Annotated in this window: 21 protein-coding genes and 2 pseudogenes; 19 read left to right on the top strand and 4 right to left on the bottom strand. The window is 62.2% G+C overall.

Going from position 1 to position 24,839, the window contains the following annotated elements; all coding sequences use genetic code 11:
• The first annotated feature begins 6 nt into the window (after positions 1-6).
• From HN018_RS23725 to HN018_RS29550, 7 genes are all read left to right on the top strand, one after another.
• On the top strand, positions 7-261 hold the full coding sequence (locus HN018_RS23725; RefSeq protein ID WP_171833826.1) for a hypothetical protein: 255 nt from the start codon (positions 7-9) through the stop codon (positions 259-261).
• Between the two features lie 322 nt (positions 262-583).
• Positions 584-3,706, top strand: coding sequence for a DUF499 domain-containing protein (locus tag HN018_RS23720; protein WP_171833827.1), 3,123 nt, complete (start codon positions 584-586; stop codon positions 3,704-3,706).
• Complete coding sequence (locus HN018_RS23715; RefSeq protein WP_171833828.1) at positions 3,703-4,350, top strand: DUF3780 domain-containing protein; 648 nt, start codon at positions 3,703-3,705, stop codon at positions 4,348-4,350. The genes HN018_RS23720 and HN018_RS23715 overlap by 4 nt, the downstream gene beginning before the upstream one ends.
• Positions 4,340-7,468 carry an anti-phage-associated DUF1156 domain-containing protein gene (locus HN018_RS23710; protein WP_171833829.1) on the top strand — a complete coding sequence of 1,043 codons (3,129 nt, stop codon included), beginning with the start codon at positions 4,340-4,342 and terminating at the stop codon, positions 7,466-7,468. Before HN018_RS23715 ends, HN018_RS23710 begins: the two co-directional genes overlap by 11 nt.
• Before the next feature lie 6 nt (positions 7,469-7,474).
• Positions 7,475-10,240: a phospholipase D-like domain-containing anti-phage protein gene (locus tag HN018_RS23705; protein WP_171833830.1), complete on the top strand. Its 2,766-nt coding sequence runs from the start codon at positions 7,475-7,477 to the stop codon at positions 10,238-10,240.
• A 122-nt stretch (positions 10,241-10,362) separates the two neighbouring features.
• Positions 10,363-10,857, top strand: a complete 495-nt coding sequence (locus HN018_RS23700; protein ID WP_171833831.1) for a recombinase family protein — start codon at positions 10,363-10,365, stop codon at positions 10,855-10,857.
• 509 nt (positions 10,858-11,366) lie between these two features.
• A complete protein-coding gene (locus tag HN018_RS29550) occupies positions 11,367-11,531 on the top strand; it encodes a helix-turn-helix domain-containing protein (RefSeq protein ID WP_408886816.1) in 165 nt (54 codons plus the stop codon).
• Positions 11,532-11,542: 11 nt separating this feature from the next.
• On the opposite strand, the gene HN018_RS23690 is transcribed toward HN018_RS29550, so the two are convergent.
• From HN018_RS23690 to HN018_RS23680, 3 genes are read right to left on the bottom strand one after another with little or no spacing between them, the layout of a single operon-like run.
• On the bottom strand, positions 11,543-13,666 hold the full coding sequence (locus HN018_RS23690) for a GmrSD restriction endonuclease domain-containing protein (RefSeq protein ID WP_171833832.1): 2,124 nt from the start codon (positions 13,664-13,666) through the stop codon (positions 11,543-11,545).
• Positions 13,667-13,697: 31 nt separating this feature from the next.
• The gene (locus HN018_RS23685) at positions 13,698-14,075 is read right to left on the bottom strand and encodes an HVO_A0114 family putative DNA-binding protein (protein WP_171833833.1); all 378 of its coding nucleotides are present in this window, start codon (positions 14,073-14,075) and stop codon (positions 13,698-13,700) included.
• A complete protein-coding gene (locus HN018_RS23680) occupies positions 14,072-14,356 on the bottom strand; it encodes a toxin-antitoxin system TumE family protein (protein WP_171833834.1) in 285 nt (94 codons plus the stop codon). The genes HN018_RS23685 and HN018_RS23680 overlap by 4 nt, the downstream gene beginning before the upstream one ends.
• Positions 14,357-14,829: 473 nt before the next feature.
• Between HN018_RS23680 and HN018_RS23675 the strand changes: the two genes are divergently transcribed.
• The 12 genes and pseudogenes from HN018_RS23675 to HN018_RS23625 form a co-directional block, all read left to right on the top strand.
• Positions 14,830-14,976 (top strand): hypothetical protein, encoded by a 147-nt coding sequence (locus HN018_RS23675; protein ID WP_171833835.1) that lies wholly within the window; start codon positions 14,830-14,832, stop codon positions 14,974-14,976.
• A 50-nt stretch (positions 14,977-15,026) separates the two neighbouring features.
• Positions 15,027-15,350: a hypothetical protein gene (locus tag HN018_RS23670; RefSeq protein ID WP_171833836.1), complete on the top strand. Its 324-nt coding sequence runs from the start codon at positions 15,027-15,029 to the stop codon at positions 15,348-15,350.
• Between the two features lie 71 nt (positions 15,351-15,421).
• A complete protein-coding gene (locus HN018_RS23665) occupies positions 15,422-16,006 on the top strand; it encodes a hypothetical protein (protein WP_171833837.1) in 585 nt (194 codons plus the stop codon).
• Positions 16,007-16,080: 74 nt separating this feature from the next.
• Positions 16,081-16,371 carry a hypothetical protein gene (locus HN018_RS23660; protein WP_171833838.1) on the top strand — a complete coding sequence of 97 codons (291 nt, stop codon included), beginning with the start codon at positions 16,081-16,083 and terminating at the stop codon, positions 16,369-16,371.
• A gap of 89 nt (positions 16,372-16,460) precedes the next feature.
• On the top strand, positions 16,461-16,805 hold the full coding sequence (locus HN018_RS23655) for a hypothetical protein (protein WP_171833839.1): 345 nt from the start codon (positions 16,461-16,463) through the stop codon (positions 16,803-16,805).
• A 71-nt stretch (positions 16,806-16,876) separates the two neighbouring features.
• A pseudogene (locus HN018_RS29545) lies at positions 16,877-17,281 on the top strand (hypothetical protein); the annotation flags it as partial.
• Positions 17,212-17,685, top strand: coding sequence for an XF1762 family protein (locus HN018_RS29540; RefSeq protein WP_408886833.1), 474 nt, complete (start codon positions 17,212-17,214; stop codon positions 17,683-17,685). The pseudogene HN018_RS29545 and the gene HN018_RS29540, both read left to right, overlap by 70 nt.
• Positions 17,686-17,895: 210 nt before the next feature.
• Entirely contained in the window at positions 17,896-18,861 is a 966-nt protein-coding gene (locus HN018_RS23645) for an ArdC family protein (RefSeq protein ID WP_171833841.1), read from the top strand.
• Entirely contained in the window at positions 18,861-19,199 is a 339-nt protein-coding gene (locus HN018_RS23640) for a hypothetical protein (protein WP_171833842.1), read from the top strand. The genes HN018_RS23645 and HN018_RS23640 overlap by 1 nt, the downstream gene beginning before the upstream one ends.
• A gap of 140 nt (positions 19,200-19,339) precedes the next feature.
• Positions 19,340-19,762: a hypothetical protein gene (locus tag HN018_RS23635; RefSeq protein ID WP_171833843.1), complete on the top strand. Its 423-nt coding sequence runs from the start codon at positions 19,340-19,342 to the stop codon at positions 19,760-19,762.
• The gene (locus tag HN018_RS23630; RefSeq protein ID WP_338034030.1) at positions 19,704-20,300 is read left to right on the top strand and encodes a GcrA family cell cycle regulator; all 597 of its coding nucleotides are present in this window, start codon (positions 19,704-19,706) and stop codon (positions 20,298-20,300) included. Before HN018_RS23635 ends, HN018_RS23630 begins: the two co-directional genes overlap by 59 nt.
• Positions 20,301-20,643: 343 nt before the next feature.
• Positions 20,644-23,967 (top strand): annotated as a pseudogene (locus HN018_RS23625) (lactate dehydrogenase); the annotation flags it as partial.
• Between the two features lie 217 nt (positions 23,968-24,184).
• On the opposite strand, the gene HN018_RS28830 reads toward HN018_RS23625, so the two are convergent.
• Positions 24,185-24,757: a hypothetical protein gene (locus HN018_RS28830; protein WP_239479384.1), complete on the bottom strand. Its 573-nt coding sequence runs from the start codon at positions 24,755-24,757 to the stop codon at positions 24,185-24,187.
• Positions 24,758-24,839: the final 82 nt, after the last annotated feature.

Raw genomic sequence — 24,839 nt, 5'->3', positions numbered from 1 at the left:
TCCGTTATGACCCAGCTCACGCCTTATGCCGACGATGCCGTGTCTATCTCCGTCGGCAAGCTGACGATTGAGAACGGCAGTGATCGGATTGCGCTCTACGGCAGTCTGGATCTCAGCAGGGATCAGCAGGGCCTGGCACACGCCAAGGCCCTGAAGGCTGTGCTCGATCGGGTGGTGCAGACCCTCGAGGCTCAGAAAGATCTACCACAGGCCATACCGCCTCCTGAAACGCCGAAGGTGGTTGCCAACCCGTTTGCCTGACCGGAGACCTCAGGTCTTTGGAATGGTAAATGTAAGTTTTTGCATATTTCGAGTATGCGTTCGGGGCTGACACGCTGACGTAGCTGGCTGCTGTGGTGATGGTTCCGACTTTGGGTGGAGCAGCCCGCACGTGCAACATGATCGTAAATACTGGCAGCAGCACGTGCTGGCGCATCGGCGCAGCCGCCTGACCCAGAGCGCCCACTGCCTCCGTCGGTGAATCCGACCGCGCGGCTGGACTTGTCAAGTCACTGTTCCACATTTATCATTAATGTAGGATAGTGGAACACCGTCATCGAGGCGGCCGCGCCGGGAGACGGGTATGGTCGGGACGGTCAAGGACCTCTGCAAGGCGAACGAGACCGTCGACGACGACAGTCTGCTGGACCGCGTGGAGAACCTCCAGGACTTCATCAGCAACAACATCGCCCCGGCCGACTTCTTCGCGAACAACCATACCACCGGCGGAATGCAGGGGCTGTTCGACCAAGGATTCGAACGCCTGGCCGGGAAGTCCGGCAAGTGCGTCTTCAAGCTCACCCAGGGCATGGGCGGAGGCAAGACCCACACCGTCATCGCGTTTGGACTCCTAGCGGCTTCGGCGGAGACGCGGCTCAGCATAGTCCCCGATAGCCCGTTTGCCGACGGGTTTGGCGATGCCGACGTCGTCGCGGTCGATGGCCGGGAGAACTACCCTACGTACCTCTGGGGGTATATCGCGGAGCGTCTCAGGAAGGCCGCTATCTTCGAACCATTCTATAGACCGGTCGCCAGCGCCCCATCGCCGAACGACTGGCAGAGGCTCATCGGCGACGCCCCAGTCGTGATCGCCTTCGACGAATTGCCGACCTATCTGGATAACGCCGAGTCGACCTCCATCGGGAGTAGCAATCTCGCTCGCGTCACGGTGCGCGCGATCGCGAACTTGATGGTGGCCGTGGCGGGGCTTCCCAGGGCGATGGTGATTATCACCGACCTCACGAACACCTACCAGCGCGGCTCCGCACTTCTCTCCGAGGCACTGGTGAACATGGAAGGCGAGGCCAACCGACAGGCTGTCGATGTCTCCCCAGTGCGCCTCAACACTGACGAGATCTACCAAATCCTCCGCAAGCGGATATTCGCATCATGCCCGCAACCACAGAGCCAGGAGGTCGAGGACGTCGCCGAGGCGTACGTCGAATCCCTGAAGCGGGCCAAGGCGATGGATGTCGTGGTCGGCACTCCGGAGAGCATCAAGGAACGGATACACGCCTCCTATCCGTTCCATCCATCGCTGCGGGACATCGCAGCGAGATTCAGGGAGAACCCGGGCTACCAGCAGACCCGCGACCTGATCACGCTGATGCGGCTGATCACCCGCGCCGTGCTAAAGCCCGGGCGGAAGGATGCCCCGTTCCTCATCGGCTTCCAGCACGCGGACCTGAACGATCCGCAGACTGTCAATGCGGTGCGCCGGATTAACGACGCTCTCAGCAATGCGATTGCCACCGACGTGGCCTCGAACGGCGGCGCGAAGGCGGAGGCGCTGGACGGCGCCTCCGGACACCATGTCGTGGTACCCGCGGCCACCCTGCTGCTGATGTCGTCCTTGTCTACAGCTGCGAACCCGGTCGTGGGACTCACTGAGCCGGAATTGACGGAATGCCTGGTCACGCCGGGATCTAAGGTGGAAGGCGTCCGCGAAGCTCTGGACGCGCTGCGCTCCAAGGCGAACCATCTCCACCGAGACCGCGATGGCCGGTGGTACTTCTCGCCAACGGAGAACGTGCAGGCAAAGCTGAACGCGCTGGCCGGCGGATACACCATCGACGTCGTCACGAGAACGTTGCGCGATAAGTTGGAGGCGATGTTCGGGCCGACTGAACGCGACCTTTACCAGCGGGTCCTCCCCCTTCCCAGCCCCGACCGCATCGTCCTCGAACAGGACGCGGTGCTGCTCGTCATCATCGAGCCGCACCAGGACGGCCTGAACCCAGTCGCGCAGAAGGTTTGGGAAGAGGCGGAATATAAGAACCGACTGTTGTTTCTGACTGGCGACGCGGGAGGAATGACGGACCTTAACATGGCGGCCCGCGAGTTGAAGGCGGCCGAGGACGTCGTGAAGGACATCATCGACCGCCAACGCCTGGCGGAGGGTTCACCGCAGGCTGTGGAAGCGCGCCGCCTGCTGGAGGACAAGAGTGCCGCCTTCAGCACGCATGTCATCGAGACCTTCAAGGCCGTCTACTACCCCCAGGCCAGGGGCCTGCGCGCGGCCGCGGTTCGGATGACGTTTGCCGCCAACCACTACGATGGCGAAGAGCAGATCAAGAAGGTCCTCACCGACGCCCGGAAGTTCCGACCTAAGGTGGATGACGAGTTCGACGGCCTGCGGACGCGCATTGAATCCGACCTGTTCTCGGCCAAGCGCGTGCCCTGGGTCGACGTGAAGCGCGCCGCCGCGATGCAGCAGGGCTTCGTGATGCTGCCGCCGCGTGGCCTGGATCATATCCGCGACCAGTGCGTCGAGGTGCGAAAGCTTTGGCGCGTCCACCCCGGCGGCTACGTGGAGAAGCCCCCGTTCCCGCCCGATCGGACCGGGGTCATCTGCAGGACACGGACACGGGATGAGACGACAGGAAAGACGAGCTTGGAGGTCAAGGCCGTCCATGGCGACCGGGTGCATTGGGCACCGACCTCCAGCGTCTCGGCGGCCTCGCCCATCGTGACGGGGGAGGTCCTGGACAGCGACAAGGTGTCCCTGTGGTTCCTATGCGTGGACACTAAGCACACCGTCGGCACGGAAGGCCATCACGAGACCGGGGACCCCGTGCACTGGACCGGCAAGATCGAGGTGAAGATCGACCCCCAATCCGGGGCCACGACCCGCCGGATGGCGCTCTCCTCAATACCGCCAGGCGCCGCAATCCGCTTCACGATGGATGACAGCGAGCCGGCCTCCTCGGGCACGCCGTACACGGGGCCTATCGAAATCGGCGACGGCGGATGCACTTTCGCTGCGATTGCCGAGAGAGAGGGCGTCAGGTCGGAGAAGGTAACCTACCGCTTCCCCCCAAGGAGCGGGACAGGTGGAGGTGCCGAAGCGCCAGAAATCGATCCGAACCGGCCCGCCAAATGGAAGGCGCGGCTCAAGTTCCGGACGACTGAAGACACCTACAACGCTGTCAAGGCGGCGAAGGACGCCCAGGCGACAATCATGGGACTTGAGATCAACGTGACCAGCAGGGAGGATTCGGAAGCATTCGCGAGCCTGGTCATGGGTGAAGGCTTGGGCCTGCCCGCGTCGGACATGGAGGGCGTGCTTGCAGACCTCCAGGCCAGGGTCCCAGGTGGGGAGGTGACGCTAGCCGCGCCCGTCGTCAGTTTCGAAACCGGCACTGACCTGAACGGGTTCTCGAACGCGATCGGCCAGGCGTACGACGTTAAGGACGTGGTCCAGTGAGCGGGTCCGGCGCCGGCTTCGGCGGTTCTGGATCGGCCGAGGAGCACCGGTTCGTAGTGAGCATCTCGCGGGCTGTCAGAGACCCGGTCACGATCATCGAGGATTACGGCGCGCAGGGCACATCCGAGTCCGAGGGAGACCGGGTGGTACGCGCGATCGTCGAGCGCTCCCGGTGGAACGAGGTGTCCGACGCCGTCCGGGCGGAGTTTAACCGGCGCCTGAAGCCACGGGGGATGCGGACGGGAAGATGGACATCGGGGGACATCCCGATCGACCGGCTGCTGGGCAAAGAACTGGTCCTCCTGGCGTGGTCGATCGAGAATGCACCCGTCGAGAAGATCCCTGTAGCGCTAGCGAACTGGCTCGGCCTCTCGCAGGAACAACGATGGTCGCTATATAGCCTCGCCGCGGCTGCGACCGGTGATGCACTCCTCCACAGGGACATGGGGTGGCGCCGGGCTCTAATGATAGCGATGACGGAGAACCCGGTCTCGGGACCAGTGGGCCAAGTGACGAAGGCCGGACGGCGCGTCCGCGACAAGGACCGGGAGGGTGACCGCGAGTCGCAGGGGCTGTTTCGCAGTCAAGCGAAAGCCGGGCGGATCGACCTAGCCGCCAATGCGGGAGGGAGCCATGCCCCATGACCTGTCCTCGGCACTCGCCGGCATGACCGGATGGTCCGCGCTGGCACCGTCGCTGATCGAGACGGTGTTCCCCGTTTCGCGGCTGTCAAGCGAGAGCTTTGTGGAACGCGATTCCAAGGGCAATCAGACGCTGACCGCCACCAGTTCTTACTGGAAAGGCCGCAAGCCGCTGATCTTGGTCCACGCCTGCGTCCTGGCCTCCTTGCTGCCCGCCACGGGTGACGACGATGCCAGCCGCGCGCGCGACATGGCGATGTTCCTCCGCCTGATGGCCATGGACGACGCCAGCCTATGGCGCCGCCATACCACGACGATGAAAGCCGACGAGGCCGCCCCCTTCCTCAGCGCCGATGAGAAGACCGTTCACTTCGAGGATGGGCTTAAGGCGAAATGGCGGTCATCTATCACGGCCGACTACGCTCTAAGGCACCTACCAGGGCCCATCTCCGATACCCTGATCGAGGATCTGGACGGGAAGCCAACTTGGCGCTCAGTGCCGATCGAGGTTCTTAGAGCTGTGGTAGGTGATGTCTGCGAGGAGGATGAAGACGCGGACGGCGGCACGCGCCGATGGTCGCCAATGGTCGCGGCCCGGCGGGCGCTGCGGAAGCAGGGCGACGCGCTCGCGTTCAGGCGAATGACCTACAGGCAGAAGTTAGACTTTTGCCTCCGACCCGAGGAACTGGACGAGTGGGTCGACCCCGCCGCTTGGGCTGAAATCAACATTTACTATGATACGACCGCGGCTTCGACCCCCGAGTTTGTTGAACAGCTAGGCATCAAGAGGTTTGGGCACCGTCCCCGGGTCAGCGACCGGTTCTCCGGCGGCGGGAGCATCCCGTTCGAGGCCGCCCGCATGGGCTGCGAGGTCGAGGCAACCGACCTGAACCCGATCGCCGCGATGTTGACCTGGGCGGCGCTGAATGTCGTGGGCGGAACCGACGAATACAGGTCACGCCTGGCGGCGGCGCAGGACCGCGTGAGCAAGGCCGTGGACAGGCGCCTGACCGAGATGGAGGTTGAGCACGACGCCGACCGCAACCGCGCCAAGGCGTTCCTTTACTGCCTGGAGACGCGCTGCCCCACGACCGGGTGGATGGTGCCGATGTCACCGACCTGGATCGTGCACAAGTGGAAGAAGGTCGTTCTCCAGCTAGTTGAGGACAACGCCGAAAAGCGCTTCGACTTGTGCTGCATTGTAGGAGCAACCGACGAGCAGATGGCATCGGCGGCAACAGGCACGTGTCAGGGCGATGACCTAGTTTACACCATCGCAGGTGTCACCTACCGGCGTTCGCTAAAATCTGTCCGCGGAGACGTCCGCGTGGGACGCGAGCGAACTAACGGGCTTCGTCAATGGACCCTTGAAGATATTGAGCCGCAGCTTGGAGACATCTATCAAGAACGGCTTGCCTGCATCCGTTGGATCGGTGCGAGGGACGGCTCCGATCTCTACACCGCACCGGACAATTCTGACTGGCAGCGGGAGCGACAAGTTGCGGACTACGTCCGGACAAACCTGATGGCTTGGCAGGCCGAAGGATTTGTTCCGGATATGGAGATCATGCCCGGCGCGAAGACCACTGAAGTAATACGCGGCCGGGGCTGGACACATTGGCATCACTTGTTCCATCCAAGGCAACTACTGCTGCTCGCCCTATACCGGCAGGAGGTGATCAAGGAGGCAGAGCAGGATGTACAGGCCGGGTTGGCAGTCGTATTCTGCAAGATGGCGGACCACAGCACGCGGCTGAGCAGGATGGATCCCGGCAGGGCCAAGCCCACCCAGTTGTTCGACAACATGGCATTCACAACATTCTACAACTATGGCTGCCGTACATTCAGCTACCTGCAAGATATCATGGCTGAGGGCTATCGAAGGCCATCATTCATCGAGACTGGGAAATCTGTAGGGGTCGAGCCAGCACATGACGTTCATACTATCAGCGACTTATACATTACTGATCCACCCTACGCGGATGCAATCCATTACCACGAGATAACAGAGTTCTTCATTGCATGGCTTCGTCGCGATCCTCCGCGTGCGTTCGCAAGATGGCCATGGGACAGCCGCCGCGCATTGGCAATCCAAGGCAAGAGTACTGAGTTCCGTCGTTCGATGATCAGCGCATATCGCGCCATGACGAAGATGATGGCTGATGACGGTCAGCAGATCGTTATGTTTACCCATCAAGATGCTTCGGTATGGGCCGACTTGGCAATGATCCTCTGGGCGGCCGGCCTACGAGTTACAGCCGCTTGGTGCGTCGTCACCGAGACGGAAAAGTTCGTTACAGCGGGAAGTTATGTGCAGGGAACGGTGATCCTCGTCCTGCGCAAGCGGCTCGACGCGCGCAACGGGTGGGCCGAGGATGTCCTCGCGGAGGTCGAGGACGAAGTCGTGGCACAGATCCGCGGCATGCACGCCTTGGATGACGCGGTTGGCGAAGGTGGAACCAGGCACTTCACCGATGCGGACCTGCAGTTAGCGGCGTACGCAGCCGCGCTCCGCGTTGTCACCGGCTACGGGACCATCGAGGGCAAGGACGTGGGCGCCGAGGTCCTGCGCGAGAGGAAGAAGGGCGAGAAGACCGAGATTCAGTCATTCATCGAGCGCGCCGTCGGTATTGCTAACAACTACCTCGTGCCCGACGGGCTATCGAAGGCCACTTGGGACGCCATGCCCCGCGAAGCCCGGTTCTACCTCAAGATGATCGAAGTGGAGGCGGGCGGCGGCAAGGAACTCAGCTCATACGCGGAGTTCGCCCGTGCATTCGGCCTCGACGACCATCGTCGATTGCTGGCACGAGGCGATGCAAACGATGCCCGCCTGAAATGGGCGGCCGACTTCAGGGGCCAGGATCTCGGCGAGGGCGACTTCGGCTCCACGCTGGTGCGCCACGTCCTTTTTGGAATCTACACCGTTATGGGGGAAGACAACGCCCGCAAGGCGATCGGCTACCTCCAGCAGGAGGTACCCGACTACTGGAAGCGGCGGCAGACGATCATCGAGATCGCCCGCTTTCTGGCCGCCAGGAAGGCGCCGGGCAAGGAGGCAGAATGCACGGCGGCGGAGGTCCTCGCGGGGGCCGTGGCAATCGACCGCATCATGGCCTGACCACCGATGGACATACCCGCCGCTCCCTCCGATGACAGGACATGGCTGCGGCGGTTCTCATCCCGCCGGGAAAATCTCGGCCATTCGGTCCTGCGTGACCAACTGCGTGGAGCGTCGGCCTACGACCGCATCGCCGGCTACTTCCGCTCCTCTGTCCTTGAGGTGGCGGGCGAGGAGATCGAAGCCGTCGCTGGCACTGTGCGGGTCGTGTGCAACGCCGAACTGAATCCTGAAGACATCCGGGCGGCGCGGGCGGCGGCAATCGTCAAGGAGTGGATGGACGTCCCGCCGGAACTGGACGGCCTCCTAAATCGCCCTCGCTATCGCCGCCTGTTCGACCTGCTGAGAAGCGGAAAGCTGCAGGTCAGGGTCCTGGCGCGTGACAGTGCCCCGTTCGTGCACGGCAAGGCGGGCGTGATCCGCAAGGTAGATGGGACTGCCATGGCTTTCATGGGTTCCGTCAACGAGACCGCTTCGGGATGGAGCCTGAACTACGAGATCGTCTGGGAGGACCACAGCGCGGAGGGCGTCGACTGGGTCCAAGCCGAGTTCGACGACCTATGGGCCAGGGGCGACGAGCTGCCCGATGCCGTCATCACCGAGATCGGCCGGGTCGCGGAGCGGTCCGAGTATAGGGATGTGGCCGAGTGGCGCACGAAGGTGGGGGCGGGTGAGGTCGAGAACGCGGCCGCCGCCGTCGCCGTCGAGGCGCCTGTCTACCGGGACGGTGAGCGCCTGTATCCCTGGCAGAAGAACTTCGTCGCCCTTGTGCAGCAGCACCGGCATCGCCACGGGAAGGCTCGCTTGCTGCTGGCCGACGAAGTCGGCCTCGGCAAGACGATGTCGTTAGGCATGTCCGCGCTCGTACTGGCCCTGCTCGATCCCGGGCCTGTCCTCCTGTTGGTGCCGGCGACACTGACCATGCAATGGCAAATCGAACTGTGGGACAGGCTGAGTATCCCGTCGGCGGTCTGGACGCAGCGGGACTGCTGGCTGGACCACATGGGCCACCTGATCCCCGGCAGGGACGCACAGGACGTGACGCGCTGCCCCTACCGGATCGGAATCGTCTCCACGGGGCTGATCGTACAGCCCTCGGTCGAACGGGCCGCTTTGGAGAAGGCTAGGTTCGCCTGCGTGGTGCTGGATGAAGCGCACAAGGCGCGGCGCCAGGACCTGAAGGATCGATCGAGGTCGGCCGAAGGGAACAACCTCCTGGAATTCATGCGCGTGGTGGCGTCCCGCAGCCGCCACGTCCTGCTCGGGACGGCCACGCCCATACAGCTCGATCCGATAGAGCTATGGGACCTGGTGGACGTGCTGGGCCGTGAAGCGCCGCACGTTCTGGGCGATGGCAATAGTCCGTGGAAGGGCGACCCCGCTCGCGTCCTTGACCTGCTGCTCTCGAGGAACGCGCTGCCAGAGGATCCGGTCGAACGGTTCGAATTGATCGCGAACCCGCTGGCGCCGTCCGGGGAACCGCCGGCCTCCCTGTTCAAGGCGATCCGCACCGAACTGGACCTCCCGGACGATGTGTCGTCCGCCAAGGGCAAGTTCCGGCATCTCACCGGTCCCTCGAAGCGTCGCCTGGCGAACGGGTTCGAGGAAGCATTCTGGTCATCCAACCCCATCGTCCGTCACGTGGTGCTGCGGAAGCGGGAGATGATCGAACGAGTCATCGATCCAAGGACGGGGGAGCCCTACATCCGGCGCGTGGAAGTTGCGACCCATCCGCGGCCGGACGCGCCGGGATTCGTGGAGGGCGCGATCCTGATGCCGCTCCTCCTCCGCCAGGCGTACGACGACGCGCGCGAGTTTTGCGACCTTGTAGGCCAGCGGGTCCGCGGTTCGGGTTTCCTCAAGACTATCCTGCTGCGCCGTATCGGCTCCACCGTCGAGGCCGGGCTGAGCACCGCCAAGAAGCTGCTGAGGGGCGACCCGGCGCCGGACGATGGGGAGGAATCCGACGTTCCCGCCACGGCGGAGGAGAAGGAGAGCATCCGGAACCTGACGGCGGACGAGCGCAATGCGCTGACCAGGGTTATCGGCCGCCTGGATGCCCTCACAAGGGATCAAGGCGCCGATCCCAAGGGCGGCATTGTGGCTGATTATTTGCGATCCGGGTGGCTGGAGCACGGCTGCATCGTATTCAGTCAGTACTACGATTCGGCGTACTGGCTGGCGCGGACACTGGCAGCCGTGTTCCCACAGGAGCGGATCGGTCTCTACGGCGGGTTGGGCAAGTCGATGATCTTCCAGGAAGGTACGAGCATCAAGGCTGATCGCGAACTCATTAAGGGCGAGGTCGCCAAGCGGCGGATCAAGTTGCTAATCGCGACCGACGCCGCGTGCGAGGGCCTCAACCTCCAAGCCCTGGGTACGCTGGCCAACCTTGACCTGCCCTGGAATCCCGCAAAGCTCGAACAGCGGAAAGGACGGGTCCAGCGCATTGGGCAGTCCAGGGACACCATCGACGTCCTGAACCTTCGCTATGGCGACAGCGTGGAGGATGACGTCTTCGCTGTGCTGTCAGAGCGATTCCAGAACATATGGACGATGTTCCGCCAGTTTCCCGACGCGTTGGACGATGAATGGACTAGGGCGATCCTGCAGGGGCGCGACGAGGCCAGAACCTTTCTGCGCCGCCTACCGGACCAGGCGGACAGGTTCAGGCTGCGATATCAGTCCAGCATCGACGATCTCGATTGGGAGAGCTGTTCGGCCGTGCTCGCCCGACAGGACGTGATCGACGCGATGTCGGAGGGATGGTGATCACAACTACAGGGAACTCAGTCGAGGGTTACGTGGACCAACCGGCGGAAACCGAAGCGGGCTGTATTGACGCGGCACGCCTCAGGCAGGCCGGCGCGGTAAGAATACACCATGAGACTGACGTGACACGCCGCCCGGTCCTGCGCGGGATCGTCAAGATGACGGGAGGGGATATCGTCCTCGTGATCGTGGCGCTCAACAGGCTCGGCCGGCCACTGGGCCGGGTGTTGCGGTCCCTGTCACGTTTCCGAGCGGCAGGCGTGCATATCCGTTGCCTCGAAGAAGGCATCGACATCGATACGACGCCGGAGGGCCGCGCGCAGGCGCGGGTCGTGGACGCGTTGTCAAGCTGCATGGACCGCTGGGAGGGGCTTCGGGCCCAGCACCGAGGCGACACCATGGCCGAACGTCGAATCCGCCCCGGGGTCCAGCCAAAATTGGCGAACTCCTCGCCCGACCAGATAATGGCCATGCTCGGACGTCCAGGCGCGAGCCGGGCGTCCGTGGCTAGGGAGCTGGGCGTGGGTCGTACTACCCTATACCGATATCTCGGCCGCGCGTCCGCGACGACCGAGGCGCGGGATGACGTTGGCCGCTCCCGACAATCATCAGACTAATCTCGGACTACGATCCAAATGACTATAGGCTGAAGTTCTTTACTCCTGATGGCAGTCGGCGTGGTCCAGGACCCCTCATCAGCGTTGGGGTCTCTTGCTGGATGCCAAGCAACCCGGGGTCTGACCGAGGAGATCGATCGACAGCAGCTGAACATAACCTCCGTCGATCCACGTCAGCTTACCTCGGCTTCCTTCTCCAAAGTGGAAGGGCAGCTTACGGCTCAAAACGCGCCAACACGGCGCCCCGCTTAGTTTGGCACTCCTATCCGTCAAACGATCATTGAGCGGTCATGTGCCATTTGTCAGGAATCGATGTAGGCAAATGAGAAGACGGACAGATTGATTGTCGGACCGATTGGCTTGCCTTCCACCTGTTCGCAGCATTGGCAGAGTTAGAGCGTGATGTGATCCGCGATCGTACGGGGATTTGACTAGCAGCAGCTTGGGCGAGGGGGAGAAGGGGAGGCAGACCACGCACGTTCGGGAAAAAGGATCTGGCACATGCCACGGTGCTTTTGGGCGAAGGAAGCACACCGTTTGTCGAAATCGCTCGGCGCGTCGGTGTCGCTCCCTCTACGCTATACGGCTATTTTCCTGGAGGACGATATGGCGAGCTGCCTGGTGAGCAAGGTCCTGACACTAAGCCAGCCGAATCAGGTGGAAGCTCTCGTTAGGCCCGAACCCACTACTTTGTTTGCTGCTTCCGCCAATCATCGGCAAGGACGAGGTGCCCTTGCCCATCTTCTAAGTGCCAGTCATTCCAACCGTTACGACTAGTCTGACTGATGGCCTTGGACGCGGCAGAGAAAGAACTAAAAGCGCCGGGTATATTATTCACCAGGAGCGTTTCGCCATCAATCCGGCCCGTGTATTTGGTGCCACCATAGGTGAAGTGACAGACCGTCCCATGAGGTGGAAGGCTTGCCCGCTGTAGGGCAGCCACGTCACCTAAGTCGGTCGATATCACAAGAGGCTTATCTCTTGAGGGCGCAACCCAAATTGCACACGCAACTTGAAAAAGTCCGGCGGCTCTTTCAGCGATAGTCTCCTCGTCCCAATGATCATAGGCATTCAGCTCGCGATTGAGCGCAAGACTCGAATGAGCGCGAACGGCTGGCATCTTCACTGAGAATGGCCCGTTCGAGACGGTGGCGTTCAAGTTCTGCGTCAACAGGGTTAGATTGCCCAGCTTGTTGATTGTGCCGTGACGTTCAGTCTGCCGGGCAACATGCTCAGGGTCTAGGTCATCATCTTCAAGATGATCAAATCCTGGTATCGGCCAGTAATCTGTCCATCCCTGTGGCATGATGTGCTCGATGGTCAGAGCAGATTTTATTTCAATGTTCTCATTCAAGGCTGTACGTTTTTGTTGCTCGATGGCTTCGAAAAGATACCGGAGGCGGGGCTGTCGTCTTGGCTTGTATTGATCTCGGCCAATCCACCCCTGCCGCCATTCATGATTGTCTGGCCAGCGATCGATTTCGAGCACACGGCTTGAAAGATCAGCTATCAAGGCATCTACTTTGCAGCCTTCCGCAGCTCGAAGCCGAGCAATGAGACCTACAAATAGCTTATTATAGTTTTTGATATCGAGCGCGCATATGTCGCGCCTTAGAATGAAACTCTCCAACACAGCCAGCGCCAGCTTAAGCTTGGCACCTACCTGTGCCTCGGTTGCGAGATAGATAACCAGGGGCATGGCCGTGGAAACGTCGAAGTCATCCGCGAACCGCCCGAAATCACCCAGTGGGTCACCCCTCTGCTTGTCGAATAAACGTTTTTCGACAAGGGCCGTCGCTGTGATCGACTCTAGTTCTGCCTCAATCGTGGTGTATGGCTTGGTATCCAGGATCCAGCGCCGGTAGTCCTCGAACAGAGTTTCGACTGAGACCAGGTTGCCGATCTGCATAGCAAGGTGATCTGTCAACATCCAATCGAGCCGCCTGCGCGACTGACGCCCACGGGGTTCTATATGGTTCCAGAACAGGCGGTCTAACGGAAGCCAGTGCTTTTCATAGAGCTTGTCGACAATCAGGGAACCATCATCAGTTTGGCCAAGCCCTTTCGCCCTTTGGAAGATGAAATTCCTCATTAGGTCGCCTGGGGTAAGATCAACCCCTCGGCTATTGAGTGTCTCGAAGATCGTCTGTGGATCGTCGCCACCTTCAAGCTCGATGGACACCACCGCCAAGCCATCCTTCAAGGCCTCGAAAAGGATTTCGAGACGATACTCGTCAAACTCACCCCCATGCATGACGTGCTTGGTAATAACGTCTTTGAAGTAGGCATGAGCTGCCACCGACTGTCGGACCAATCCATCCTCATCAACCGGACGAAGAGCAATCGCATCGAGATCAGTATTGCGATCAATTATCTCTACAAACGAGCGGCGATCCGTCAGGGAAGGCCAGAGCTTGAACCTCTCGGTTAAAGGGTTCTCCATCACTCCATCGTTCAAAAGGTATTTTTGCGTTTCGTCAGCATACTTGGAGCCCACAGAGATTGCCACGTCTCGTAAGGCCGACAGGAGTAACTGAAACGTTGTTAAACGTTGCTGTCCATCGATAATCTCAAATGCTTGTACCTGTTTACCGAATGTCTTTATTTGAGCTATAACTATCGCACCCATGAAGTGTGGCGATAGTGATGCTCTGTCGGTAGTTAAGCGGCTTATAGCCCGCTCGACATCTTCCCAAAGAAGGTTGAGCTGTGGTTTGACTTTCCAAGCATATTGACGCTGATACAGAGGAATCAGAAATCGCTTCTTGCCATCAAATAGCTCAATTATTGAGCGGGTATAAGGCTTCATACGTCCCCCAGATGGGCAGAGTATTCGTTCATCACGCCGCTACCAGCTCCGCAACGTCTGGCCCGATCTCACAGCGGAGCGCGTTACCATCGCGTTCGAGAAGTCCGAGTTTCACCAGTTCTGCAACGTCAGCATGAACGCCGGAATAGTCCCGGCCTAACGCAACCGACAGGGCGCGCGTGCTCGCAATCATGTCATGCGCGGAGACGTGCTCAAGGATTGCAATGCGGTTCGGCGTCATAGAACGAAAGAACGTAGCCCAATTCTCAAAGCTGATCGTGCGCTTTGTCTCGATGTTTTTGCCCCGTTCGGCGGCGGCAACGGCAGCATCGACATTTGCAGCGATCTCGCGGTCGATCTCCTCAAGGCTCACGCCCACTCGGAAAATTAACTTGCTCGCCATGTTCATTCCCCCCTCTCCTGACCGATAAGCGTTCTGAAGTCTGCTAGTAGCTTGCCGATACCCTGGAAGTCGTAAGGCGTCTCGGTCCCATGCAAGTGGTAGTGATCACCTTTACCCCGCTCATTGTCGAAGCCGATCACTCGAACGCCGTGCACCACGTAGACTAGGCTGTATTTGAGGCGATGTGTTGAAGGGGGAACCGGCTCGGATACCAGCCAAATCCTAACCTGACGAATTGCCCCGTCCTCAAATAGCTGTTTTTCCGACTGGATTAGCGCCGCCTTCATGCCATTATTATCTTATAGAAGACATATGCCGTCAAGTGCATATGTTAGTCAGGCCATATAAATGTGATCTTTGCACTGTGCAAATGTTCGACGCCTGATCGGTTTGGGCCATGGCGCAGGCAGTATGACACCTGGGTTGAACCCGACTGCCGATGCGCCAGCACATGGCGACGCGAAGACTCACGCTCATATCGCACGCCACAATCGCTCCAACCTTGCTCGGAACAACCAGCATATCAATCGGCGGGTGTCAGCGTGTCAGGCTCGGACACTTACTATTTCGATTTAGGAACACCACTGCTGCGTCCTGAGATCAATTAGGATGTTGAGAGGGGGGGGAGAGGGCTGCCGCGGTCGGCCTTGACGCCGCAAGGGTTCGGCCCTTGGCCCGCTTCGCGCCCTTGCCCCGCCTTCGCCGCCGCGCCTGCCGGATGAGGTCTTCGACAAGAAGACGACATCAGGAGGACAGGCGGATGACGATGATGAAATACGTGATACTCGTGACAGGAAGCTTGCTGTTCGGAATCGCATGCTATGCGGTTTTGGCAGCACCCGGTTTGCTCGCGGATGAAGCTTCAACGGTCAGCCTGCACAGCCAGTTCGCGACGGTGCGGCGTTGAGCCGGCCGGGAACCCGCCTCGCCGATCCCACGCCAGGGGATTGGAGATGGGTGGCGACACAGCAGATCATGCATGACGGATCGGTCATTGCCACCTGGGGCGTTCAGGTCGCAGCCACGTCGCAGTGGATCGGCAAGGTTCACCCGATCGGTGAGGGCACAGCGCATTGTGCCGAGGCGCACGCCAATGCTGGCCTGTTTGCCGCCAGCAAGCTGATGGCCGACGTGCTGGACGAAGCCACCAAGGCGTGGATCGAGCAATTCAACGGACCCGACGACCAGGACCTGTCGGTCTCCGGCGCCGACCTGGTGGACTGGTTTGCACAATGGCGCTTGCGCGCCCGCAAGGCCCTCGACGCTGCGGGCGTCCCATGACGGCGCGAACCCATAACACCTCTTTCCCAGCACCCGCCGGATGCTCCGGTTCATCGAGAGGACTCAGGCCAATGGTTCAACAGCTCCCCCCTCGCTACGCCCTCGTGCTGCGGCCATGGGTCAGCACTGTCAGCGGCGGCGACGTCTACGCGCACTTCGACACGCTCGTCATGCAGGACGCGGAGCGGCGATCCATCCGGTATGGAGACTACCGGGTGCTCGGACAAGGCGATGACGGCCGCAAGACCCTCCGGCTCGACCGGTTTCGCTTCCAGTGCCAGATCGACGGGCGGCGTGAAGAATCATACGCCTGGCAGTGGGGCTACCAGCCGGCGAACGGCAGCATCTTCGGGCCGCGCGACATGGAGCTCTACGGTCCGTCGATCGCGGCGATCAATCGCGGCCTCGACCGGTCCTACCGCGAGGATGGGGCTGCGGAAGGGGTCGGCCGCTTCGTGGTTCGGCTCGCCAGGGTGCTGAAGCTAGACGCCATCGTCCTGCTGGAAACCAGCCAGACAGGCAGTTTCTGTGATGACCTGGAGGTCACGCGGTCGATCGAGCCCAGCCACTATGGCGAGGCCATCCGGTCGATCGATGCCCTTGTGGGCGACCTGCACCGTGCCTGTGTGCAGAGGATGGGACGGCTCGCCGCCTGATCCGTCCCACCCAATCCCGTCCACCATCGAGAGGGCCGCCACCGTGCGGGCCTTTCGCATTTCTGGAGAGTGTCATGACCATTTGCACCGACCCCACGCATCCTGAGATCGCCGACACCGCGTTCTGCAAGGCGTTGCGCTGGAGAGTCCATGACCCGAACGAGGCTTTGAACATCGCGGCATCCCATCACAGCCGTGCAGCTGAGGTGCGGCTGCGCGGCCCAGGATGGGAGGTCCAGGCCGCCCGGCACGACCAGATGGCTGCCATTTGCGAAACGCACGCCGCGGCTCTCGTCACAGCCACCCAGGCAGCCCGTCTGCCTGTCGTGCATCCCGGCTTTCAGGATGCCGACACCCCCGTCTGAGGTTCAGACGCTTGCTCAGTTCACCCGCATCCATCTCGCCCGGCATCATGGGATGCCGGGGACGGATGTCGCATACCCGGAGACGTCCCTTGGCAACTTTCACCCTGACGGCACTGCCTGGTCATCACGAACAGACACCTGGCCGTCCTTACGAAAGCATGGTCATTGAACTCCTCGGCAGTTGCCTCGGACGCAGCCGCATCGAGGCGAAGAGCATCGTCGATATCATCCCGTTGATTAAGACCTTCGGCGACGACGTGGCAAAGCAGCACCCGGACGTCTCGTTCATGGTGTCCGTGAGCGTGGTCAAAGGGTCGCGCAAGCCGAATGGCTTCGATCTCGCAAACAGCCGCAACGGGCTTGGCCAGGAGACCTGGATGAGGACGATCGACAAGGCCGACCCGAGCCGGCCCGGCTACCCTGCCGTCGCGTAGCTTAACCGCTTTATCCGCCGACCCGAAGGGCCCGCCATCGCGCGGGCCTTTCGCGTTTCTGGAGGCTGACCATGACCGATGACAGTTCAACCTGCCTTCTGTGCGGCGAACCTGAAGAATTATCGATCCACGACATCTGGACGGACGGCAATTTCCAGCTTGTGACCTGCTGCACCGGTCTGCTGGAGCAGATTGCGTCCGAGATCGACGCCGACCCGGCCTGGGGCCGGGCCCTGCTGCGCCATCTTGGCGCTGAGGAACTGACCGGCCATAGTCTGCGCCGCGTCAGTGACGGGCAGGGCAACGCCCCGGTGCTCGACTTCAAGCTTCGTCTGACACCGATTTCTTTCCCCGCCGCCCGCGCCTTCATCGCTCGCCACCATCGACACTGCGGACCACCGCATGCGTGGCGGTTTGGCAGCGGCGTGATGAACGGTTCCTCGCTGATGGGCGTCGTCACCGTCGGCAACCCCGTAGCGCCCGCTTTCAACGGACGTGGAATCGTCGAGGTGAACCGCCTCTGCATCCGTGGCGACCTCGACCCGATGCTGCGCTGGAATGTTGCTCCAAGCTGTACGCGCACGCTGCCGCCGAAGCCGAGCGCCGCGGTTTCAAGCGCATCATCACCTACATCCGTGCTGATGAAGCAGGCACTAGCCTGCGTGCAAGTGGATGGGTCTGCGACGGTCCCGCCGGCGGGCGAGGCTGGCATAGCCGGCGCCGTGCCCGGTCGAACCGGAATGCGTGGATCGCCAAGGAACGATGGTCACGCGCCTTGCGGCCAAAGCCCGCGGTTGGTGCCCGGCTGAAATCGCACCTCGGGACAGATCATAGCTGGCTCGCTGCACCTCGATCGTCACTCGGCGGCATTGCGCTTTGAGCAACTGCTGAGATGACAATGCAGAAGTTGAAGATCCAATCGATGAACTGAACAGAGGAAGAGGGACGAGCTACCGCATGGCGTCCGCCGGCGACAAAGGGTAGGCCTCGGCGCAAGCGCCTGCGGTCCCGCGCAAGCGCGCCTTTGCACCGGCAGCCTCCAGGCGGGGCGGGGATGGGGTTGAGAGAACCCTGAGAGGATAAATCCCCGATGATGAAGCACCGCAGCGGCAAGCCGTTCACCGACCGGCGCGACCATTACCAGGAGGTGACGGATCGGATTGTCGCGGCCCTGGAGACCGGCAGCAAGCCCTGGCAGCAACCATGGAAGAATGGCGCTCCGGGTATGCCGATCAATGCCACGACCGGGCGCCGCTACCACGGCATCAACGTGCTGCTGTTGGCGATGACATCGTTCGCACTCGGCGGCGATCCACGGTTCTGCTCGTATAAACAAGCGTCGGATCGTGGCTGGCAGGTACGCAAAGGCGAGCGCGGCACTACCATCTTCTTTTTCAAGCGTATGCTGGTCGAAGATCGCGGTGCTGCCCCGGATGCCGAGGACCGCACCAGGGCGATCCCCATGTTGCGCGCCTATACCGTGTTCAACGGATCCCAGATCGAGGGCATCCCCGACTACATCGCCCCGGACACGACCGAAGCCCCGTGGCAGCGGCCGGAAGCCGCCGACGTCATCCTGACGAACAGCAGGGCGGTGATCCGGGTTGGCGGCGATCGCGCGTTCTATAGTCCGTCGCTCGACTTCATCCAGTTGCCAGAGCCAAAATCGTTCCACTCGCCCGAAGCCTTTGCGGCTACGGCGTTGCACGAGGCATCGCACTGGACAGGTGCGAAAAGCCGCCTCGACCGGGACCTCACCAACCGCTTCGGCTCGGCTGGCTACGCGCAGGAGGAACTTCGGGCAGAACTGGCATCGGTCTTCATCGGCGGTGTCCTTGACCTGCCCTGCGACATTCCGAATCACGTCAACTACATCGCGTCCTGGGCCGCAAAGCTGAAAGAGGACAAACGCGAGATATTCCGCGCCGCTGCCGACGCTCAGCGCATTGCCGATTACCTGCTCGCGTTTCACCCGGCCTACGCGGAAACGCTGCACGACCGCCAGGATGATGCCGACGATAAGTCCGCCTCTGCAGCAGATGCGGAGGCGGCGTGATGGCCGGCGCTTCCAAAACATTCTGGGAGATCATTCCTGCGAACCGCCTCCCTGGTGACGATGGCCAAATCCTGATCGTGGATCGCGAGGACGGTGCCGAAGGCCGCACGGTCTGCCTGGTTCCGGGCAAGCTACTGTACTGCACTGAGGAGCATGAGTTCGTCCGTCACCTGGACGAGCAGGACTTTCGTAATGCCAGGCTGTTTGCGACGGCGCCTCGATTGCGCGCGGTGCTGACGGAATTGCTCGACTGGGCTGCCCAGTCTGGCGAACCGGACGCGGAGTGTTGGGAAGAGGCACGAAGGGTTGCCGCTGTCCTGCAGGATCCGGGATCATGAGGTTCTCTCGTCGGCCCCGGTGCGAGTACATCGTCACCAACCGTAAACGGCTGGCAGCCACGCGTTGGCAGCGACGACAGCGGGAGTCCCTTCCGCTCCTGGGATCGCTGATCGCGGAGACGCAACCCAGCATCGACGACGTGATGGATAAGCGCGTGCAAAGCTGGATCGTCACCGAGCAAGCCAACCGTGACCGTCGCGCTGTGCAATGGCGCACGGCCCGTCGCGATATCGCTGCCCGCGATCCGGGTGTTCGACACGCATTGCTGACGTACTGGAACGGGCACCGATGGTTGCCCGGTGATCCCAGCTACCTGCTCGACGTGCTGCATGGCTTCGATCACGGCCGTCTCGTGCTGCTGAACGGGGTGATCGTCGCGCACCGTGTCGTCATCCCGGTCAGTGAAGCCATCGCCGCCTTTGGGAAACCGAAACCAGTTTCCGGTGACTGGTTCGGCCGCCGCGCCAGCAAATCCACAACGCCACGGGCGCAAATTCCATCACATGGACACCCCGGACCTTACAAACCCAGGCAGGAAGGAGAGAATCATGAGCGGCAATAATTTCGAGTGGAGCGACGAAGTTGTACACAGCCTCCGCGAGCTTTGGGCTGACGGACACTCGACGGCCGAGATAGGGCGCCGGATCGGAGCCTCGAAGAACGCCGTCGTCGGCAAGGCCCATCGCCTTAACCTTCCTGGCCGTCCGTCCCCGATCGCCCAGGACACCGAGCAACCAAAGCGTCCCTCGAAGCCTGCGACTGTGCCGCGGCTGATAGACATCGTTCCAGTCAGTGTCACCGAGCCGCTGCCTCCTCGTCCCACGCCATCACCGGTTCACGTCACTGTAGCTGCCACGAATACGGTTCCCCCCAAACCGCCCGTGAGCGTCGTCCTGCCGCAGCCGGAGGACGTGTTCCGTTCGGTCACTCGGCGTGCAAGTCGAACGTGCTGCTGGCCCATTGGCGAGCCAGGAACGAAGACATTCCGCTTCTGCGATGCTGCGGTCGAATCTCGAACGCCTTACTGCCTGGAGCATGCATGCAAGGCGTACGTGCGGCGCGCTGAGCCATCGCAGGAGACCGGAACAAGCGCCGGATGAAGACCTGAGAAACGATAGGAGGACATGAAGGGCTGCAGCCCGGCGTCACACCGCGCAAGGGTCGGGCCGGGCGCAAAATGCGCCCTTGCCCGGCGCGCCGCCGCGCAGCTTCGGGGGAAGGGTCTTGAGAAAAATCCTGCAGAGGAAGATCCGATCCGCAGGCCAAACCTGAAGACAGTGCCAGTGCATAAGCCAAAGCGCCGATGACGCGGCGGCTGACACTCGAGAGCCTGACACCGACCGCCTGATCGCCTTTCCCCGAACGCCTTTTCTCCCCGTGAGCCCGCCCCTGCCGCCAGCAGGGCGCGGGCTTTTTTGTGCCTTCAGCAAAGGAATCCCCACCATGAGCAAAACCAGCCCTTCGCAACTCGGCCTGTTCGACAGCACCAGCCTTGGCTGGGGGTTCGACCTCGGGCAAGGCGGCTCGACCGGCACCAGCCGGTTTCGCGAGAGCACGGATGAAGACGATCGTGCAGGCAGCACCGCTGCGCCGGCGGCACCGCACGTCCCGGCCCTGACCTATCGCCTGACCGGCGATCGTGCCCTGGCTACGGGGTGGAAGGCGCGCGCCGCCGATACCATCGCCGCCATCCGCCTGGCGCGGGAGATCGAAGACGCCGCCCGGCCCGCCACGGCAGGTGAGCAGGAGCGGCTGGCAAAGTTCACAGGCTTCGGCGCCAGCGACCTGGCGAACAGCTTCTTCCGCCGTGCAGGCGAAGCGTTCCGTCCAGGGTGGGAGGATCTGGGCCACGAACTGGAGCAGCTGGTCTCGGCCGAGGAATTGTCGGCGCTGGCGCGCTCGGTGCAGTATGCGCATTACACCCCGGAGTTCATGGTCCGGGCGATCTGGCGTGCAGTGCAGGCCATGGGGTTCGCCGGCGGCACGGTGCTGGAGCCCGGGTGCGGCACCGGCCTGTTCCTGGCGCTGATGCCGGAGCCGATCGGCGCCAAGGCGGCGATCACCGCGATCGAGATGGATCCATCGACGGCGCGCATCGCCAAGCTGCTCTACCCGGAAGCCTGGGTGCGGCAGGAGGATTTCACCAAGGCGAGGCTGGCCGAGACGTTCGATCTGGCGATCGGCAATCCGCCGTTCAGCGATCGTACGGTGCGCAGCGAGGACGCGTCCGGCAAGCTGAGTTTGTCGCTGCATGAGTATTTCATGGCACGCTCGATCGAGCGCCTGAAGCCGGGCGGCTTGGCGGCGTTTGTGTGCTCGCGCTACGCCATGGACCGCCTCGAGCCGAAGAGCCGAGCGCATATCGCCGGCATGGCCGACCTGGTGGGCGCGATCCGCATGCCGCAGGCGGCGATGCTGGCGGCGAGCGGCACCGAGGTTGTCGTGGACCTGCTGTTCTTCCAGCGCCGTGCGCCGGGCCAGCAGCCGGGCGGCGCTGCCTGGGACGCCTTGGCCGAGGTTTTGCCGGCGACAGACGGCGAGGGTGCCCTGCACGCCAACCGCTACTTCGCCGAACATCCTGAAATGGTGTTGGGCACGCACGCCTGGACAACCAGCTCCTACGGTCCCGTCTATACCTGCCGCGCTCGCGGCGAGGATCTGCAGGCGGCTCTGGTGGCGGCGATCGACCGCCTGCCGCGTGGCATCCACCGCCCATCCGGAGAGACGCCGGCGGCACGACCGAAAGAGGCGGCGCGGCTGCAGGTCGGCACCGCGGCGCAGGGCGCCACCATCAAGGAAGGCAGCTACGTCCTCATCGGCAACGACCTGATGCAGATCATCGACGGCAGCCCGGTCGCCGTTGTGGTCAAATCGGGCCGGGGCAGCGAGGGGATATTCGCCAAGCACGCCCGCATCATCCGCGGGATGATCCCGGTGCGTGACGCCTTGCGCGACGTGCTGCGCGCCCAGATGGACAACCAGCCCTGGGGTGCCGCCCAACTGCGCCTGCGCGTCGCCTACGGCACCTTCGTGCGCTTGTTCGGGCCGATCAACCTGACCAGCACGACACGCAACACCGATGCCGAGACCGGCACGGTGACGGAGACGCAGCGCCGCCCGAACCTGGCGCCGTTCACTGACGACCCGGATTGCTGGCTGGTGGCCTCGATCGAGGACTACGATCCGGAGAGCGGCACCGCCAAGAAGGGGCCGGTGTTCAGCGAGAGGGTGATCCACCCGCCGGCCGAGCCGGTGATCGTCACCGCCGCCGACGCCCTGGCCGTGACCCTGGCCGATGTCGGCCACGCCGATATGGACCGCATCGCCGAGTTGCTCGGTCGCAGCCGCGACGACACCGTGGCCGAACTGGGCGACGCGGTGTTCCTCGACCCGGACCGCGCGGATGGGGAAGGAATCAAGGGTTGGCAGACGGCCGACGCCTACCTGTCCGGTGCCGTTCGCGGCAAACTGGTGCGCGCCCAGGCCGCTGCCCTGACCGACCCGCGCTACGCCCGCAACGTCGATGCCCTGCAGCGGGTGCAGCCGAAGGACCTCTCGCCCTCCGACATCACCGCACGGCTAGGCGCACCTTGGGTCCCGGCCGAGGTGGTAGAGTTGTTCAGCGCCGAGGTGATCGGCGTCGCTACGACCGTGCGCCATACCGTGGAGATCGCCGCCTGGACCGTGGACAAGCGGGTGTTTGCCGGCCAGGCCGCTGCCACGTCGGAGTGGGGCACCGCCCGCCGGCATGCCGGTGAGCTGCTGGACGACGCGCTGCATTCCTCGATCCCGACCATTTGGGATATCTGGCGCGACGCAGACGGTGAGCACCGCGAGATCAACGCCGCCGAGACCGAGGCGGCCAAGGAGAAGCTGGCGAAGATCAAGGGCGCGTTCGAGACCTGGATCTGGACCGATCCGGAGCGCACCGACCGGCTCGCCCGCCTCTATAACGACGCCTATAACAATCTGGTGCCGCGTCACTTCGACGGCGCCCACCTGCAGCTACCGGGCGCCAGTTCGGTCATTCGGTTCTATGAGCACCAGAAGCGGGTGATCTGGCGCATCATCGCCTCGGGTGCGACCTACGTCGCGCACGCGGTCGGCGCCGGCAAGACCTTCTCGATCGCAGCCGCGATCATGGAACAACGCCGCCTCGGCTTAATTTCCAAGGCCATGATGACCGTCCCGGGCCACTGCCTGGCACAGGCCAGCCGGGAATTCCTGCAGCTTTACCCGACCGCCCGCATCCTGGTCGCGGACGAGCAGAACTTCGCCAAGGACAAGCGCGGGCGCTTCATCGCCCGTGCCGCCACGGCGAATTGGGACTGCATTATCATCACGCATTCTGCTTTCAAGTTCATCGCCGCTCCGGCCGAGTTCGAGCACGGCATGGTGCAGGCGCAGATCGCCACCTATTCCGAGTTGCTGGAGCGGGTGGACGGCGACGACCGCATCACCCGCAAGCGTATCGAGAACATGAAGGAAAAGCTGGAGGCCAAGCTTGAAGGGCTGGCCTCGCATAAAGACGACATGCTGACCATTGCCGAGATGGGCGTGGATCAGATCATCGTCGACGAAGCGCAGGAGTTCAGGAAGTTGTCCTTCGCCACCAACATGGCCAACCTGAAGGGCGTGCAACCGGATGGCTCACAGCGCGCCTGGGATCTCTATGTGAAGACCCGCTTCATCGACACCTTCAACCCCGGCCGCGCCCTGGTGATGGCATCGGGCACGCCGATCACCAATTATCTGCAGCAGATATTTATGTAGAGGACGCCGAACAAAGGCGTGGCGTTTCAAGCATAAGACATGAACTTTACTCCGGATAATTAGGGGCATCGGGCGGCCTAATGAAACTGGAGAAACTACCATGTCACCAAGGACGATCGCTTCATTGTGTCACGTTCATGACAAGAGCGAGGCTCCCAGGCCTGCAGACGCACTTATCACGGCCTTCCTATCTTCATTTCCGAATGAGGCTTCACGCACAGTGGCGAACCATAAAGCGGCCGCGCGTCACTTCCTCTACTGGATAGACCAAAAGGGTATCGCGGCATCTGCCATCGACGACACTGTCGTTCGGCAGTTCGAGGGACATCGATGTCGTTGTCACTCCTTCTCGCGGCAGGGGGCGGGCAGACCAGAGTTCGTGGGGCGGGTTCGTCGTTTTGTAAGTTTCTTGGAGGACCACGGAGCCATCGAACTGGCTGGTGACATCGATAATTTGGCTCACCTGCTGACTGACTATGACCTGTTCCTCAAGCAACAGCGGTACTGCGCCACAATCGTCAGAAGCTACCGATCCGAGGCAGCCCATTTCGCGGCGTGGGTACGTCTCACGCGACAGCGTTGGGCGGAAACTGGTAACGAACAGGTCGAGTGTTACGCCCACCATGATTGTCGTTGTCCGGTGCGTCGCAAGCATAGTCGGCTCGTGGGCCACCACGGCCCCCTTCGCCGCGCGCGAGGCGCACGCCGTTTCCTCAGCTTTCTTCGCGACCGGAATATCCTCCCCGACATCCGCGGGCTGGACTGCGAGGATAAGCATCTTCATGCTTATAGCTACTGGCTCAAGCATTACCGTGGAAGCGCTGATACTACCATCACGCGCTTCTGTGCAGAGATCAAGTTCTGCC

The organism is Lichenicola cladoniae (assembly GCF_013201075.1).
GTDB classification, from domain to species: domain Bacteria; phylum Pseudomonadota; class Alphaproteobacteria; order Acetobacterales; family Acetobacteraceae; genus Lichenicola; species Lichenicola cladoniae.
The sequence above is the reverse complement of the archived record's forward strand: the minus strand, read 5'-3'. Positions and strand labels throughout refer to the sequence as shown.